The organism is Ensifer sp. BR816, assembly GCF_000378985.1.
Lineage (GTDB): Bacteria > Pseudomonadota > Alphaproteobacteria > Rhizobiales > Rhizobiaceae > Sinorhizobium.
The window spans coordinates 842,482-857,172 of sequence record NZ_KB905370.1; the positions used below are offsets into that span (position 1 = coordinate 842,482).

A 14,691-nucleotide genomic window follows, 5' to 3' on the forward strand; every position below is an offset into this window, starting at 1 on the left:
GGCTGTGCGGATCGGCGAACGATGAAGGTAGAACTCAGCGATCTGAACGCGTTTGTGGCGGTGGCACGCGCCCGCGGGTTCCGCGACGCCGCGCGCCAGAGCAGCGCCAGCGCGTCGGGTTTCAGCGAAGCGGTGCGGCGTCTGGAAGGCCAGCTCGGGGTCAGGCTGCTGCACCGGACCACGCGCAGCGTCGTGCTGACCGAGGCCGGAACGCGCCTCCTTGAACAGCTTGGCCCCGTCTTGCGCGAGATGGAATCCGCGCTCGACGTGGTGAACGGCTTTCGTGACAGGCCGGCCGGCACGCTGAAGCTCAATGTGGCGGTCAGTGCGGCGCGGCTGGTGCTGCCGCGGATCGTTCCCGCATTCCTCGCCGCTTATCCCGATATCCGGCTGGAGGTGATCACCGAAGAAGGCTTTGTCGACGTGCTCGCGGCCGGGTGCGATGCCGGGATCCGTTACGAGGAGCGGCTGGACCAGGACATGATCGCGGTGCCGATTGGACCGCGCCGACAGCGCTTTGCCGCTGCCGCCTCTCCCGCCTATCTCGATCGGCACGGTCGGCCCGAGCATCCACGCGACCTGCTTGGCCATGCCTGTCTGCGCCACCGCTTTCCCAGCGGCATGATGCCGCCATGGGAGTTCGAGCGCGACGGCGAGGCGGTGCGGATCGATCCGACCGGTCCGCTGGTCGTGACGGCCGGCGGAGCCAGCGACCTCGCCGTCGATGCGGCGATCGCCGGTCTCGGCATCGTCCGCCTGTTCGAAGACTGGCTGCGTCCGCATTTTGACAGCGGCGTCCTCGAGCCCGTTCTCGAACCATGGTGGGAGCGCTTCTCGGGGCCATTCCTCTACTATCCCGGACGGCGCCTGGTGCCCACGCCGCTGAGGGCGTTCATCGACTTTGTTAAAGGGTCGACCGGCCAATCCTGACATTTGGTGGACGAGCAACGAGCGAACGGCCTCCAGCGTGCCGTCATGGTCCTGAATGTCGTCTGTACCCAGTCGTCTGTACCCAAAGGTGGCTGTGAGGTGCGTACGCGTTGAGCGCCGGCCCTCCACCCCAAAGCGGAGCCTGCGTCGGGTACTGACGCGTCAGGTTTTCACCACCCCGACCCAAAGTCAGCGTAGCTTCGCCTTCAGCGACGGATCCGGAAAGCAGGTCGGCCTCAAGCCGTTCTTTGCCTGCCAGTCGCCGAGCGAGCGGCGGGTCTTGTAGCCCGGCAGGCCGTCGACCTTGCCGACGTCGTAGCCGGTCGCGACCAGCGCCTTCTGCATGCCGAGCACGTCGGAGCGCAGCATCTTTCCGACATCGCCCCATGCGCCGCGAAAGGCGCCGCCGCCCGCGGCGATCCGGTCGGCAAGATTGCCGATGAAGAGGGCGTAGAGGTCGGAATTGTTGTATTCCTTGATCACGTAGAAATTCGGCGTGACGACGAAGCCCGGCCCGTGGGTGCCGGCCGGCACCAGCATCATGCCGGAAGCCGAACGCTCGGCGGAAGGAAAGGCCTTGCCGGAGACGCGGGTGATCCCCATGCCGGCCCAATCGGCGATTGGCCGCGCCAGATCCGGCCCCTCCTGGGCGCAGGAAACGTCGCCCGGGATCGACACTTCGAAGCCCCAGTCACGGCCGCTCTGCCAACCCTTCTCGGCAAGATAGTTGGCGATCGACGCGAGGCTGTCCGGCACGGAATTCCAGATATCGCGGCGGCCGTCGCCGTCGAAGTCGACCGCATATTTCAGGAAGCTCGACGGCAGGAACTGCGGCTGGCCCATGGCGCCGGCCCAGGAACCGCGCATGTCCGCTTCCTTGACGTCGCCGCTCTCAAGAATCGTCAGCGCTGCTATCAGTTCGCGCCGAAAAAGCTCCGGCCGCGTCGACATGAAGGCCTTGGTCGCCAGCACGTCGACGATCGGATGCGGGATCTTCGCCCGGCCGAAGCCGGATTCTCGGCCCCAGATGGCAAGGATGATCGGCCCCGGGACGCCGTAGCTCCGCTCTACCCGCTTCAGCGTCGAGGCGTGGGCGGAGGCAAGGCTGCGGCCGGTCGCGGCAAGGCCCTGCAGCCGCTTTTCGGAAAAATAGGAACCCGGCGAGGAGAACTCCGCCTGGCTCTGCTTGCGCTCCTTCGCCTTCGGAAAGCCGGGCGGCGCCAGATCGGGCAGGTCCCAGTTGAGCTTCACGTCGGCGAAGGCTGCCTTGAAGGCGGAGGCGGAAATGCCGGCCTGTCTCGCCTCCGGCCAGAGATCGTTCGCGAGCCACTGGCGGAACTGCGCTTCGACATCGGCCTTGGTGGCGGCGTATGCGGGAAGGTTGAGGGCGAGGAGTGATGCGATGGCGGCGAGGATTAGGAGTGCGCGAGGTTTACCCCCCTCTGCCCTGCCGGGCATCTCCCCCACAAGGGGGGAGATTGGCGTGTGGCGAGGGCTTCCCGCTGCTGAAAGAGACGCGTGCGCGGCGGCGGTGTTGTGGGGTTGTGCGCCCGCCCCAACCTGATCTCCCCCCCTGCGGGGGAGATGCCCGGCAGGGCAGAGGGGGGCGGCCCCTGCAGGACCGGAAAACCACGAGCGAATACGAGACTTCAAACGCATCGGCATCCCTTCAGATCGTCGTACGCGCCCGGAGCGCGGCAGTCAGCGTGCCTTCGTCGAGATAGTCGAGCTCGCCGCCGACTGGTACGCCATGGGCGAGACGGGTGATCTTCACCTCGATGCCTTCGAGCTGGTCGGTGATGTAGTGAGCCGTCGTCTGGCCCTCGACGGTCGCATTGACGGCGATGACCAGCTCGCGCACGCCGCCCTTGGCGACGCGATCGACGAGCGCCTTGATGTTCAAATCATCCGGCCCGATGCCGTCGAGCGGCGACAGCGTGCCGCCGAGCACGTGATAGGCGGCGTTCAAGGCGCCTGCCCGCTCCAGCGCCCAGAGATCGGCGACGTCCTCGACGACGATGATCACCGCCTGGTCGCGGCGCTCGTCGGTGCAGACGGTGCAGGGATCGATCGTATCGACATTGCCGCAGCAGGAGCAGATCTTGACCTTGCGGTGTGCCTCGCCCATCGCCTCGGCGAGAGGCCCGAGCAATTGCTCCTTCTTCTTGACGAGGTGCAATGCGGCGCGCCGCGCGGAGCGGGGCCCGAGACCGGGCACCTTCGCCAGGAGCTGGATGAGCTTTTCGATTTCTGGACCGGTGACTCGCTTTGCCATGGCCGGCTTTTAGCGCATCTCGCCGACAAACGGAATCGCTTTGACGGTGATCACCGCGCCGCGATCGCGACGGCCGCGCCGGCCATCGTGCCGGCGCTGGCGCGGTTGACGAATCTCACCGCACGGCGGCTCTTCAGGAACTGCCGGGCCTTTGCCGCCATCACCACCCAGGCGACGTCGATCGCTATCAGAACGACGAACATGGTGGCGACAAGCTCCGTCCAGCCGACGAACGTTACCGAGCCTAGATCGATGATCGAGGGTAAAAGCGCCACGTAGAACATCATGATCTTCGGATTGCCAAGCGTGATCGTCAGGCCGGCAAGAAACATCTTCGATGCCGATCTTGCCTCCGGCAGGTTGTCGCCCGGCAATGCCGGCTCGGCCGACCACATCTTCCATGCGAGGAAGAGCAGGTAGCCGACGCCCGCCCATTTGATGGCGACGAACATCCAATGGAAGGTCTCCGCAATCGCCGCCAGGCCGGCGACGGCGAAGGAGAGCCAGATTGCCTCGCCGACCCACATCGCGGCGAGGAAGGGAAGCACGTCGCGCGCGCCCTTTGCGAGCACGCGCGCGACAAGCGCCGCGATGCTCGGCCCAGGCGATCCGGCGGCGATCAACAGCGCGCCGGCAAAGACGAGCAGCGTAGCGACGGTCATGGATATCCTTCCGCTAGACCACAAAACCCGCCATCCGGCACCGATCCGGCGCCCTGGAAGCGGCGGCACGCCAACACGCTTGTCCGCGCCTGCCGAATTAAGTCGCGACTTACCGATCAGAACGGCAGCTTCATCCCCGGCGGAATTGGCAGGCCGGCGGTGAGTTCGCGGGTCTTTTCCGCCTGCACCGCCTCGGCCTTTTCCTTCGCATCCTTGTGGGCGGCGACGATCAGGTCCTCGAGAATCTCGACATCGTCCTCCTTGAACAGCGACGGATCGATCTTCAGGCTCTTCATGTGGCCCTTGCCGTCGAGCCGGACAGTGACAAGGCCGCCGCCGGACGTGCCATCGACTTCGAGCGCGGCGATCTCCGCCTGCATCTTCTCCATCTTGGCCTGCATTTCCTTGACCTTGCCCATCATGCCGATGATGTCGCGCATCGTCGTCTCCTGTCCTTTGCTCTGTCTGCCTGAAACTCAAGCGCCGCTTCTGCGTCGCGCACTTACTCGATGTCGTCGCCGGGGACGATGTCGCCGTCCTCGGATTCGGCCGTTGCCGGAGCGAGGTTCTCAACCTCCACCTCCGCGGCGCGGATGCGCACGTCGGTGATCCTCGCACCCGGAAAGCGCGCAAGGATCGCGGCAACATCCGGATCCTGGCGGGCGTCGTTGACGCGCTGCTCCTGGGCACGCTGCTCGGCCTCGACGAGCGTCGGTTCGCCCGGCTCGCGGCTGTAGCTGACGACCCAGTGGATGCCGGTCCATTCCTTGAGCTTGACGGCCAGCTCATTGAGCAGCGTCTTCGGCGCGTCTTCGGGAAGGTTGACGTCGAGCCGGCCGGGCTCGATATGCACCAGCCGCAGGAAGCCGCGCACCAGCGTCTTCAGCTTGATGTCACGGTTTTTCGCGCAGAGATCGGCAATATCGCTCACCGAGTTGACCGGAACCTTCGGCTCCGGCTTGGCGGCAGCCACAGGTGCCGGCCTCTCCTCGATCCGCCCGACGCCGATCGGCTGGGCCGCGGCATCCGCTACGGCGCGCAGCATGGTGGCGCCATTGCCGGACGACCGCTGGACAGGCGCTGCCTCGAGGGATCGGGCCTGAACCGGCGGCTGGGCGGCCTGAGACTGCGTACCGCCGCCATTGCGGGCCGGCACCGGGCGACCGTCGCCAGCCTCGCTGCCCGAAAGTTCGAGCAAGCGTCGGGCCGCATCCTCCGGCGAGGGAAGATGGGCGGCATGGGCGAGCCGGATCAGCACCATCTCGGCTGCACCGGCGGGGCGCGCCGAGCTTTCGGCCTCGGGAATGCCCTTCAACAGCATCTGCCAGATGCGCGACAGGGTAGTCACCGCCACGCTGCCGGCGAATTCGGCGCCGCGGCGGCGCTCGATCTCGCTCAAGGACTGATCGTTCGCCGCCTCCGGCACATATTTCATGCGGGTCACGAGATGGGTGAAGTCGGCGAGATCGGTCAGCACGACCGTCGGATTGGCGCCCGCCTCGTATTGCGCCGCGAATTCGCCGAGTGCCGCCGCCGCGTCGCCCTTGATGATGTGCTCGAAGAGATCGACGATGCGGGCGCGGTCGGCGAGGCCGAGCATCGAGCGCACCGTTTCCATTTCGACGGAGCCGCCGCCATGGGCGATCGCCTGGTCGAGCAGCGACAGGCCGTCGCGCGCCGAACCCTCCGCCGCACGCGCCACCATCGCCAGCGCCTCGGGCTCGAAGGACACGGCCTCCTTGTTCAGGATGGTGGAGAAGAGCCCGACCAGGTCGGAGGCGCTGATGCGCCGGAGATCGAAGCGCTGGCAGCGCGACAGGACGGTGATCGGAACCTTGCGGATCTCGGTCGTCGCGAAGATGAACTTCACATGCTCCGGCGGCTCCTCGAGCGTCTTCAACAGGCCGTTGAAGGCCTGGGTCGAGAGCATGTGCACTTCATCGATGATGTAGACCTTGTAGCGCGCCGAGACGGGCCTGTAGCGCACCTGCTCGATAATCTCGCGAATGTCGTCGATGCCGGTATGGGAGGCCGCGTCCATCTCGATGACGTCGACATGGCGGCCGTCCATGATCGCCTGGCAGTGCTCGCCCGGAACACGCAGGTCGATCGTCGGCTTGTCGATCTCGGCGGTCTTGTAGTTCAGCGCCCGCGCCAGGATGCGGGCGGTCGTCGTCTTGCCGACGCCGCGCACCCCGGTCAGCATATAGGCCTGGGCGATGCGGCCGGTCTCGAAGGCGTTGGTGAGCGTGCGCACCATCGGCTCCTGGCCGACCATCAGATCGGAGAAATCCTTGGGGCGGTATTTGCGCGCCAGAACGCGGTAGGCGGCCGGTTTCTCGACGGTTGAAACTGGGGATGAAATGGGCGCTTCGTCGCTCATCGACCCTGCCGCTGTTCGAACTCTTGTCCCGACAGGACGGAGAAGGTGGGAGGCTGGCACGATGACCCGTGCCGGGGCTCGTTGGGGCTGCTTCCTTCCGGACCTGACCCGGTTGGCGAGTGGCTCGTCCACCACCAACCTCCCGGCTTCCATATCGGCAATATCTGAAGCAAATGCAAGCCAAGCCGCCAAAAAACTGCTATCGGTATAGAATACAAGGCGAATCCCCTTGATCACGAGGAGACTTTCTTGACCAGCTTCACGCTCGACGAGCGCCTCGAGCGCGACGGCATACCGATCGCCTCGATCGGCCTCTGCCAGATGCGCCTGATGAACGACCGCCGCTGGCCATGGCTGATCCTCATTCCGCAGCGGGCCGACGTTTCCGAAATCTACGAGCTCACGCCGCTCGACCAGACGATGCTCACCTTCGAGACGAACATGGTGGCGACGGCGCTCAAGAAGGTGACCGGAGCGCAGAAGATCAACATCGGTGCGCTCGGCAACATCGTCCGGCAGCTGCATGTGCACGTCATCGCCCGCAGGGAGGGCGATCCCAACTGGCCGGGCCCGGTCTGGGGTTTCGGCAAGGCCGAGCCATGGCCGGAAGACGAGCACCAGGCATTCGCAGCACGTATTCTGGAAAATCTCTGAACATGACGAAAACGATCTTCGATCTTCACAGCCCCCATCCGGAGCCGAGCACCTTCGTCGCCTTCGCGGAAAACCATCTCGACCGGCAATCGGAGCACCGCGCCGACGATTGCGTCGAGAAGGCACTCAAACATCCGGGCGCGCATTTCCTCGCCTTTTCCGGAGCGAAGCTGATCGTCAAGCATGACGAGAAGATCATCGACCCGCTCTTCGCCCCCTACGAACTCGCGGGCCTCGAACCGACGATCGACGAGGCGGTGCTGCTCGGCTACCTGCCGAACGGCGAACCGCGGCTCGCCGTGCCTTCCGGGCTGACCGAGGAAACCGTGCCGGAGCCCTTCAAGATCGCCGATGCGCGCATGCTCTACCGGCAGCAGATGCTGCCTGAGGACCTGCTCGGGCAGTTCGCCCAAGGCTCGAGCCTGATCACCTGGAACGCCAACAACCGCTTTTGCGGCCGCTGCAGCGGGCCGATGGACGGTGCGGCCGGGGGCTACCGGCGCAACTGCACCGCCTGCGGCCATATGGTCTTTCCGCGCACGGACCCGGTCGTTATCATGCTGACGGTCGATGTCGAGCGTGACCTCTGCCTGCTCGGCCGCAGCCCACATTTCGCGCCGGGCATGTATTCCTGCCTTGCCGGTTTCGTCGAGCCGGGCGAGACCATCGAAAATGCCGTGCGACGGGAAACCCAGGAGGAATCGGGCATCCGCGTTGGCCGGGTGCGCTATCATGCCTCGCAACCCTGGCCACTGCCGCATTCGCTGATGATCGGCTGCTATGCCGAGGCGCGATCGACGGTCATCAGGCGCGACGAGCAGGAACTCGAGGATGTGCGCTGGTTCACCCGTGCCGAGACCGAAGCGATGCTGGAGCGCTCGACCGGCGTCGCCAATACGCCGGACGAGCATATCCCGCCGCCGAAGGGGGCGATCGCCCACCAGTTGATGCGCGACTGGCTCGCCTGGCCGGAGCGAGGCTGAGCCCCCTTTCCCCAGTCAACAAGGGACAGGAATGAATGTCGCGATCGGAACGGCTCATCGATCTCATCCAGGTGCTGAGACGTCACCGGCGACCCGTGAGCGGCCGGCAACTGGCCGAGGAGACCGGCGTCAGCCTGCGCACCCTCTATCGCGACATCGCCAGCCTTCAGGCCCAGGGCGCTGAAATCGAGGGCGAGGCGGGCGTCGGCTATGTCCTCAGGCCGGGCTTCCTGCTGCCGCCGATGATGTTTTCCGAGGAGGAGATCGAGGCGCTGGTGCTCGGCTCGCGCTGGGTGGCGAAACGCGGCGACGACAGACTCGCGGCAGCGGCCGTCGACGCGCTGGCGAAGATCGGCTCGGTGCTGCCGGGCGAGCTCAAGGATAAGCTCGACGGTTCGACACTGCTCGTGGGGCCGCGCCAGCCGATTGTCGACCGGATCGACCTCGGCCTGTTGCGCAAGGCCATTCGCAGTGAACACAAGCTCGCGCTCCACTATCTCGACAATGACGGTCGTGACAGCCATCGCACGGTCTGGCCCTTCGCGCTCGGATTTTTCGAGGAGACACGGGTGCTCGCCGCCTGGTGCGAGCTCCGTCAGGATTTCCGCCATTTCCGCACCGACCGGATCAGGCAGGCGGACATGCTCGACAATCGCTATCCACGCCGGCGCCAAGCATTGCTGAAGGACTGGCGCGTCGCCCGTGGCGTCGATCCCGCCGGGGTCTGATTTCATTTCCGTCCGGTGCGCATACTGCTGACAAAAACTGGCAGCATGTGCCGATAGCTTGAAGGTCCCGAAACAAGGAGACCATCATGGCAAAACCCAATCTCATCGTCCTCTATGTCGCCGATCCGCTGGCCAGCGTCGAATTCTATCGCAAGCTGCTCGGCAAGGAACCGACGGTCGCCTTTCCGACCTTCTCCTCCTTCGAGTTCAAGGAAGGCTTCACCTTGGGCCTGTGGGCACGGGAGAAGGTGCAGCCCCAGCCTGTCGGCGAAGGCAGCCGCGCCGAGCTCGCATTCATGGTGGAGGGAGAAGAAGCCGTCCGCGCGCACTATGAGGAATGGCAGGCGATGGGGCTGCCGATTGCGCAGGAACTGACGAAGATGGATTTCGGACCGACATTCGTCGCCCTCGATCCGGACGGGCATCGCCTGCGTGTCTGCCTTTACGACGACTGAGGCGTGTCGCACAGTATGCGAACAGGATAGCGAAGATCTCGCTCACACCCCGCAGGAAACGCCGGCGGGGTGTGGAAGACTTTCACGCCGCGCATTCAATGGACGCGCGGCCATGCGTGTGTTTAGCGGCCGTAGACGGCAGCCTGAATCTGGGAACGGGAAAGACCGATGTCGCTCAGCGCGTGGTCGTTGAGAGCGTTCAGCTCGCGTACCGCACGGCGCAATCTTGCGTATTCCATGATCTTCTGACGGATCTTCATTTTTGACACTCCATTTTCTTGTTCTTGACGGAGGTCAAATAGGCATTTGCCTAAGATTTCAGTAGTTCCATGATTGCAAATTAGGCATGCACTGGACGCGTAGCCGGTTAACGCCGCTCAGAGCACGCCGCGCATCGGATGCGCCTTGTAGGTGCCGAGGATGCGGACGTTCTCCGAGAAGAAGCGCAGCTCGTCCATGGCGTGGCGCACCCCTTCGTCGTCCGGATGGCCCTCGATATCGGCATAGAACTGCGTCGCCACGAACTTACCGCCGAGCTGGTAGCTTTCGAGCTTCGTCATGTTGATGCCGTTGGTGGCAAAGCCGCCCATTGCCTTGTAGAGCGCGGCCGGGATGTTGCGCACGTTGAAGACGAAGGTGGTGATGATCAGTTCGTCGTCCGACTTGCGCGTCGTCCGCTGCTCCTCGCGCGACAGCACGACGAAGCGGGTGACGTTGCTGTCGGTGTCCTCTACGTTCTCGGCGAGGATTTCCAGCCCGTAAAGGTCGGCGGCCAGGCGTGGGGCGAGCGCTGCCATCGAGCGGTCGCCGGTCTCGGAAACGAGTTTGGCGGCTCCGGCCGTGTCGCCTGCGACGATCGGCTTCCAGCGGTTGGCGCGGACGATCTTGCGGCACTGGCCGAGCGCATGGATATGGCTGTGCACGGTGCGGATCTCATCGTGCCTGACGCCCGGAAGCACCATCAGCTGGAAGCGGATCGGCATGAAATATTCGCCGACGATATGGAGGCGCGATTCGGGCAGCAGGTGATGGATGTCGGCGACGCGCCCGGCGATCGTGTTCTCGATCGGAATCATGCCGAGATCGGCGTCGCCGTTCTCGACCGCCAGGAACGCGTCCTCGAATGTCTGGCAGGGCAAGGGCTCCATGGACGGGAACATGTCGCGGCAAGCCATGTCGGAATTGGCGCCGAAGTCGCCCTGGAAGGAAATCCTGTTGGTTTTGGCGGTCACTTTGGCTTCCCCTTTCAGGCCGAGAGCAGGCGGCGGGCTTTTTCCAGGTCGGCCGGCGTGTCGACGCCGAGCGGCACGGAATTGACGATCTCGACGTCGATGCGCATCCCGGCCTCGAGCGCGCGCAACTGTTCGAGCGATTCGCGCTTTTCGAGCGTCGAAGGCTTCAGCGACACGAAGGTCTCCAAAGCCCTGCGCCGGTAGGCGTAAAGACCGATATGGTGATAGAGCGGCCCGGCACCATGGGGCGCCGTCGCGCGAGTGAAATAGAGTGCGCGCAGCCGGCTCTCCGACAGCGGCGACCCGACGACCTTGACGACGTTCGGATTGGTCTTCTCGTGCTCGTCGGTGATTTCGACCGTCAGCGTGGCGATATCGGTCGCGGCGTTTTCGAGCGGCCTCAAGGCGGCGCGGATCGGCCCGGGCTCGATCGTCGGCAGGTCGCCTTGGATATTGATGACGATCTCGGCCTCGCCATTGGGATCGGCCTTCCTGAGCGCCTCGTGGATCCGGTCGGAGCCGGACTGGTGATCGACACGCGTCATGATCGCCTCGAAGCCGGCGTCGCGCACCGCCTCGTAAACCTCGTCATGATCGACGGCGACGACCACTCGGCCGACATCGGCCTCCGCGGCGCGCCTGGCGACCTGGACGATCATCGGCAGGCCGCAGATGTCGGCGAGCGGCTTGCCCGGCAGCCGGGTGGAAGCCATGCGCGCCGGAATGAGCACAAGCGCCTTGCCCGAATTTTCACGATTCATCGTCTTGCCTTCAAAAGCCCCGGAGAAAGTGTCAAAACGTCTCACTTCGGGGCCGATAATCTCTGTTGCAACGCAGAGCCAAAAGACATAGGTTCCGCGCGATTTCAAGATGGGCCGGGTTTTTGTTTGCGCCGGTGGCAAAGGGAGCGTTTGCAGATGAATCCATATGTGAACATGGGTGTGGGTGCCTTGTTGGGTACGGTCTTCGTGCTGATGACCGTGTCCATTGCTTCTGAAGGCATTTTCCATTCCGAAGCTCCCGAAAAGGAAGGTTTCGCGATCGTCGCCGAGGAACCGGCGGGCGAAGCCGGTGCGGCCGGCGGCGAAGAAGCGAAGCCGGAGCCGATCGGCCCGCTGCTCGCCAAGGCCGACGCCGCCGCCGGCGAAGCCGTGTTCAAGAAATGCGCAAGCTGTCACACCATAGAGAAGGGCGGACCGAACAAGGTCGGCCCGAATCTCTGGGGACTCGTCAACCGTCCGGTCGGCTCGCATGAGGGCTTCGCCTATTCGGCCGGCATGAAGACCTTTGCCGAAGGCGGCAAGGTCGTCTGGGACTACGACCACCTGAGCTACTTCCTCGAGGCGCCGAAGAAGCACGTGCCGGGGACGGCCATGGGCTTTGCCGGCCTGAAGAAGCCGGACGAGCGCGCCAACCTGATCGCTTGGCTGCGCGAAAAGGCGGACAGCCCGGCGCCGCTGCCGACGGCAGATGCAGCCGCCGCCACCGAAGCAGCACCGGCACCGGCTGAAGGCGGGCAGGCCGCCGCCCCCGCTCCCGCTCCGGCAAACTGAGCGTTCGATTTTCGATGAGGAAGCCCGGTCGATCGACCGGGCTTTTTTCGTCCTGGCAAAGGGATGACGAGGCCGATGCAACTTCTGTCGGATTTTCCTTTGGCAATGTCTAAAATCTGTGCAAATGACAATGTGAACCCAACCAAATGCGATCCGGTCCGAGCTAAGTCCCGTCTTCACGACGAGCGGGACGGAACCGCTCGGAACGAAGGAGCGGACGATAGATGACCAGCGGTGGTACAGAGACTTTCCTGTTCGAGACACATCCGAACCCCATGGCAGCGGGCGAGCGCGAGGCTCTGCTCAAGAACCCGGGCTTCGGCCGCGTGCTGACCGACCACATGGCGACGATCCGCTATTCGGAGGGACGCGGGTGGCATGACGCCAGGATCGAGCCGCGGAAAGCTCTGGATCTCAGCCCGTCTACCGTGGTGCTGCACTACGCCCAGGAGATCTTCGAGGGCATGAAGGCCTACCGCCTGCCGGACGGCGGCGCGACGCTGTTCCGGCCCGACGCCAATGCGCGCCGTTTCACCAACTCCGCCAATCGCCTGGCGATGGCGCCCTTGCCGGAAGAACTGTTCGTCGAATCGGTGCGCGCCCTGGTGCGGACGGATCGCGACTGGATTCCGGCGGCCGAAGGCGCCTCGCTCTATCTGCGGCCGTTCATGATCGCCACCGAGGCGATCCTCGGCGTCAAGCCGTCGTCCGACTATCTCTATTGCGTGATCGCCTCCCCGGTCGGCTCCTACTTCAAGGGCGGCGCACCGGCGGTCACCCTCTGGGTCTCGGAACACTACACGCGGGCGGCGCCCGGCGGCACGGGCGAGGCGAAATGCGGCGGCAACTACGCGGCAAGCCTTGCCGCACAGGCGGAAGCAAGCCGCGAGGGCTGCGACCAGGTCGTGTTCCTCGATGCCGTCGAACGGCGCTGGATCGAGGAACTCGGCGGCATGAACATCTTCTTCGTCTTCTCAGACGGCTCGCTGCAGACGCCGCCGCTCACCGGCACGATCCTGCCGGGCATCACCCGCGATTCGCTGATCACGCTGGCCCGCGACCTGGGCCTCACGGTGCGCGAGGAGCCCTATTCGATCGATCAGTGGCAGGCGGATGCCGAGAGCGGCCGACTGACCGAGGCCTTCGCCTGCGGTACGGCCGCGGTGGTGACGCCGATTGGCAAGGTGAAGGGCCGCACCCGCAACGTCACGATCGGCGATGGCGGTGCCGGCCCGGTGGCCCAGCGCCTGAAGGCGGCGCTGCTCGATATCCAGAACGGACGTGCGCCCGACCGGCACGGCTGGCTCGACCGGCTGTTCTAGACCAACAGCGATACTCTCGGCTCCTCACATGAGGGCACGCAAGGGCGCGAAAACCTACACTACATCAGCATATAGGCCCAGGCCGACACGCTGACGACGCCGAGGGCGGTCGTCAGCGTGATGGTCGAGGACGCAAGGCCGTGGCCAACATTGAAGTGGTTGGCGATCAGCCAGGCATTGACGCCGGTTGGCACGGACGAGGTCAGGACGAGGGCGGCGGTCCAGCTGTCGCTCAGGCCCAGGAGATGGCAGGCGGCGAAGACGGCGCCCGGCAGCACGATGAGCTTCAGCGTGCTGGTGACGGTGGCGAGGCCGGTATTGCCGGCAAGACCATATTTGTCGAGCGCCATGCCGATCGAGACGAGTGCTGCGGGCGCGGCGACGCCGGCAAGCTGGTCGACGACGATCTTGGCCGGTCCGCCAAGCGGCTGGCCGACAAGATGGAAGAGCGCCCCGAGGGCAAGCCCGATCACCAGCGGATTGCGGGCGAGATTGCGGCCGACCCCCGCCAGAAGCTTGACGAGGCTCTGCCGCGGCCGGCCGCTGGCCTTCTGGTCGGCGCGGTCCATCATCACGGTTCCGGCGATCATCATGACGGGCAGATGCACCGAAAGCAGGATCGACAGCGCAACGATCCCCTCCTCCCCGACGACGCGTGAAACCAGCGGCAGGCCGATGAACACGGTGTTGGCAAAGGCCGAAGAGACGCCGGCCAGCACGCCTATGCGCTGATCGCGGCCAAAGCCGAGGGTGGCGGCCAGATGGCCGATGGTCCAGGTGACCGCGACGCCGGAGAAATAGGCAACCCAGAGCGGCCAGGGCGATCCCTCCTTGAAATCCGCTTCGGCGATCGTGCGGAACAAGAGGACCGGTACGGCCACCCTGAAGACGAAATCGCCGAGCGCCTCGCCGACGGCCGGCTTCAGATAGCCGAACTTCACGATCAACCAGCCGGTCAGGATCAGGATGAAGATCGGAACGACGTTCAGGAAAACATCGGACATGCGTGAGCCTTGAATCGACGCTTGGGCTGAACCGACCGGCGACGACCGATTCCAAGGGACAGGACGGAGCGAAGCGCGCCCGAGGCCGCGCGTTGCTCATGCAGATGGTTCCCGAGGCATAGACCCGTTCAAACCCCGGAGGCAAGGGCGGCGGACGAAGAAGCGGAACATTCCGGCGTCAAGCAGCGTTGCCGTTTAGGGACCGGGATCACAGGAATGTCGAGCGAGCATCCGACCTATTCGCACAAGGACGACGATCCGCATCTCACCGATGACGATCTGGCCCAGAAGGTCTTGCGATTTCTTCGCTACGCGACATTCATCGACACCAGCGGCATCGAGGTGATCGCGCTCGGCAAGATGGTCGTGCTGTCGGGCACGGTCGCGTGCGAAGCGGATATCGCCTGTGCCGGCGATGCGGCCGCCTCGGTCATCGGCGTGCAGAGCGTCGAGAACCGGCTGACGACGCGGCCGGACGAAGCCGGGGGCTGAGCCGCAGCAGACACGTGA

At 64.9% G+C, this 14,691-nt stretch carries 17 protein-coding genes and 1 other RNA gene; 8 read left to right on the forward strand and 10 right to left on the reverse strand.

The features are described 5' to 3' along the window. The first annotated feature begins 21 nt into the window (after positions 1–21). Positions 22–930 carry a LysR substrate-binding domain-containing protein gene (locus RHIBR816_RS0104060; RefSeq protein WP_018235257.1) on the forward strand — a complete coding sequence of 303 codons (909 nt, stop codon included), beginning with the start codon at positions 22–24 and terminating at the stop codon, positions 928–930. A gap of 189 nt (positions 931–1,119) precedes the next feature. Here the strand turns inward: RHIBR816_RS0104060 and RHIBR816_RS0104065 are convergent, their stop codons facing one another. From RHIBR816_RS0104065 to ffs, 6 genes are all read right to left on the reverse strand, one after another. Continuing rightward, the gene (locus tag RHIBR816_RS0104065; RefSeq protein ID WP_052522716.1) at positions 1,120–2,388 is read right to left on the reverse strand and encodes a lytic murein transglycosylase; all 1,269 of its coding nucleotides are present in this window, start codon (positions 2,386–2,388) and stop codon (positions 1,120–1,122) included. 211 nt (positions 2,389–2,599) lie between these two features. Then, positions 2,600–3,205 (reverse strand): recombination mediator RecR, encoded by a 606-nt coding sequence (gene recR / locus RHIBR816_RS0104070; protein WP_018235259.1) that lies wholly within the window; start codon positions 3,203–3,205, stop codon positions 2,600–2,602. Between the two features lie 50 nt (positions 3,206–3,255). Then, positions 3,256–3,867 carry a LysE family translocator gene (locus tag RHIBR816_RS0104075; RefSeq protein WP_018235260.1) on the reverse strand — a complete coding sequence of 204 codons (612 nt, stop codon included), beginning with the start codon at positions 3,865–3,867 and terminating at the stop codon, positions 3,256–3,258. A 116-nt stretch (positions 3,868–3,983) separates the two neighbouring features. Continuing rightward, positions 3,984–4,307 carry a YbaB/EbfC family nucleoid-associated protein gene (locus tag RHIBR816_RS0104080; protein ID WP_018235261.1) on the reverse strand — a complete coding sequence of 108 codons (324 nt, stop codon included), beginning with the start codon at positions 4,305–4,307 and terminating at the stop codon, positions 3,984–3,986. 62 nt (positions 4,308–4,369) lie between these two features. Beyond that, entirely contained in the window at positions 4,370–6,250 is a 1,881-nt protein-coding gene (locus RHIBR816_RS0104085) for a DNA polymerase III subunit gamma/tau (RefSeq protein WP_018235262.1), read from the reverse strand. A gap of 45 nt (positions 6,251–6,295) precedes the next feature. After that, an RNA gene (gene ffs / locus RHIBR816_RS35590) (signal recognition particle sRNA small type) lies at positions 6,296–6,393 on the reverse strand. Between the two features lie 64 nt (positions 6,394–6,457). On the opposite strand from ffs, the gene RHIBR816_RS0104090 reads away from it, so the two are divergent. The 4 genes from RHIBR816_RS0104090 to RHIBR816_RS0104105 all read left to right on the forward strand — a co-directional run bounded on the left by RHIBR816_RS0104090 (position 6,458) and on the right by RHIBR816_RS0104105 (position 9,070). Next, positions 6,458–6,904, forward strand: a complete 447-nt coding sequence (locus tag RHIBR816_RS0104090) for an HIT domain-containing protein (protein ID WP_026186629.1) — start codon at positions 6,458–6,460, stop codon at positions 6,902–6,904. Positions 6,905–6,906: 2 nt separating this feature from the next. Beyond that, on the forward strand, positions 6,907–7,887 hold the full coding sequence (nudC, locus tag RHIBR816_RS0104095) for an NAD(+) diphosphatase (RefSeq protein WP_018235264.1): 981 nt from the start codon (positions 6,907–6,909) through the stop codon (positions 7,885–7,887). Positions 7,888–7,922: 35 nt separating this feature from the next. Further along, positions 7,923–8,615 carry a YafY family protein gene (locus RHIBR816_RS0104100; RefSeq protein WP_018235265.1) on the forward strand — a complete coding sequence of 231 codons (693 nt, stop codon included), beginning with the start codon at positions 7,923–7,925 and terminating at the stop codon, positions 8,613–8,615. Between the two features lie 86 nt (positions 8,616–8,701). Then, positions 8,702–9,070 (forward strand): VOC family protein, encoded by a 369-nt coding sequence (locus RHIBR816_RS0104105; RefSeq protein ID WP_018235266.1) that lies wholly within the window; start codon positions 8,702–8,704, stop codon positions 9,068–9,070. 122 nt (positions 9,071–9,192) lie between these two features. Here RHIBR816_RS0104105 and RHIBR816_RS35595 read toward each other — a convergent pair whose 3' ends face one another. The 3 genes from RHIBR816_RS35595 to RHIBR816_RS0104120 all read right to left on the reverse strand — a co-directional run bounded on the left by RHIBR816_RS35595 (position 9,193) and on the right by RHIBR816_RS0104120 (position 11,063). Next, complete coding sequence (locus RHIBR816_RS35595; protein WP_018235267.1) at positions 9,193–9,330, reverse strand: DUF1127 domain-containing protein; 138 nt, start codon at positions 9,328–9,330, stop codon at positions 9,193–9,195. A 117-nt stretch (positions 9,331–9,447) separates the two neighbouring features. After that, on the reverse strand, positions 9,448–10,302 hold the full coding sequence (locus tag RHIBR816_RS0104115) for a prephenate dehydratase (protein ID WP_018235268.1): 855 nt from the start codon (positions 10,300–10,302) through the stop codon (positions 9,448–9,450). A 14-nt stretch (positions 10,303–10,316) separates the two neighbouring features. Then, positions 10,317–11,063 (reverse strand): 3-deoxy-manno-octulosonate cytidylyltransferase, encoded by a 747-nt coding sequence (locus RHIBR816_RS0104120; RefSeq protein ID WP_018235269.1) that lies wholly within the window; start codon positions 11,061–11,063, stop codon positions 10,317–10,319. Positions 11,064–11,219: 156 nt separating this feature from the next. Here RHIBR816_RS0104120 and RHIBR816_RS33675 point away from each other — a divergent pair, with 156 nt between their 5' ends. Continuing rightward, positions 11,220–11,855 carry a cytochrome c family protein gene (locus RHIBR816_RS33675; RefSeq protein ID WP_018235270.1) on the forward strand — a complete coding sequence of 212 codons (636 nt, stop codon included), beginning with the start codon at positions 11,220–11,222 and terminating at the stop codon, positions 11,853–11,855. A gap of 224 nt (positions 11,856–12,079) precedes the next feature. Continuing rightward, on the forward strand, positions 12,080–13,177 hold the full coding sequence (locus RHIBR816_RS0104130) for a branched-chain amino acid aminotransferase (protein ID WP_026186630.1): 1,098 nt from the start codon (positions 12,080–12,082) through the stop codon (positions 13,175–13,177). Between the two features lie 59 nt (positions 13,178–13,236). Here RHIBR816_RS0104130 and RHIBR816_RS0104135 read toward each other — a convergent pair whose 3' ends face one another. Further along, positions 13,237–14,181, reverse strand: coding sequence for an AEC family transporter (locus RHIBR816_RS0104135; RefSeq protein WP_018235272.1), 945 nt, complete (start codon positions 14,179–14,181; stop codon positions 13,237–13,239). 216 nt (positions 14,182–14,397) lie between these two features. Here RHIBR816_RS0104135 and RHIBR816_RS0104145 point away from each other — a divergent pair, with 216 nt between their 5' ends. Further along, complete coding sequence (locus RHIBR816_RS0104145) at positions 14,398–14,673, forward strand: BON domain-containing protein (RefSeq protein WP_018235274.1); 276 nt, start codon at positions 14,398–14,400, stop codon at positions 14,671–14,673. Positions 14,674–14,691 lie beyond the last annotated feature (18 nt).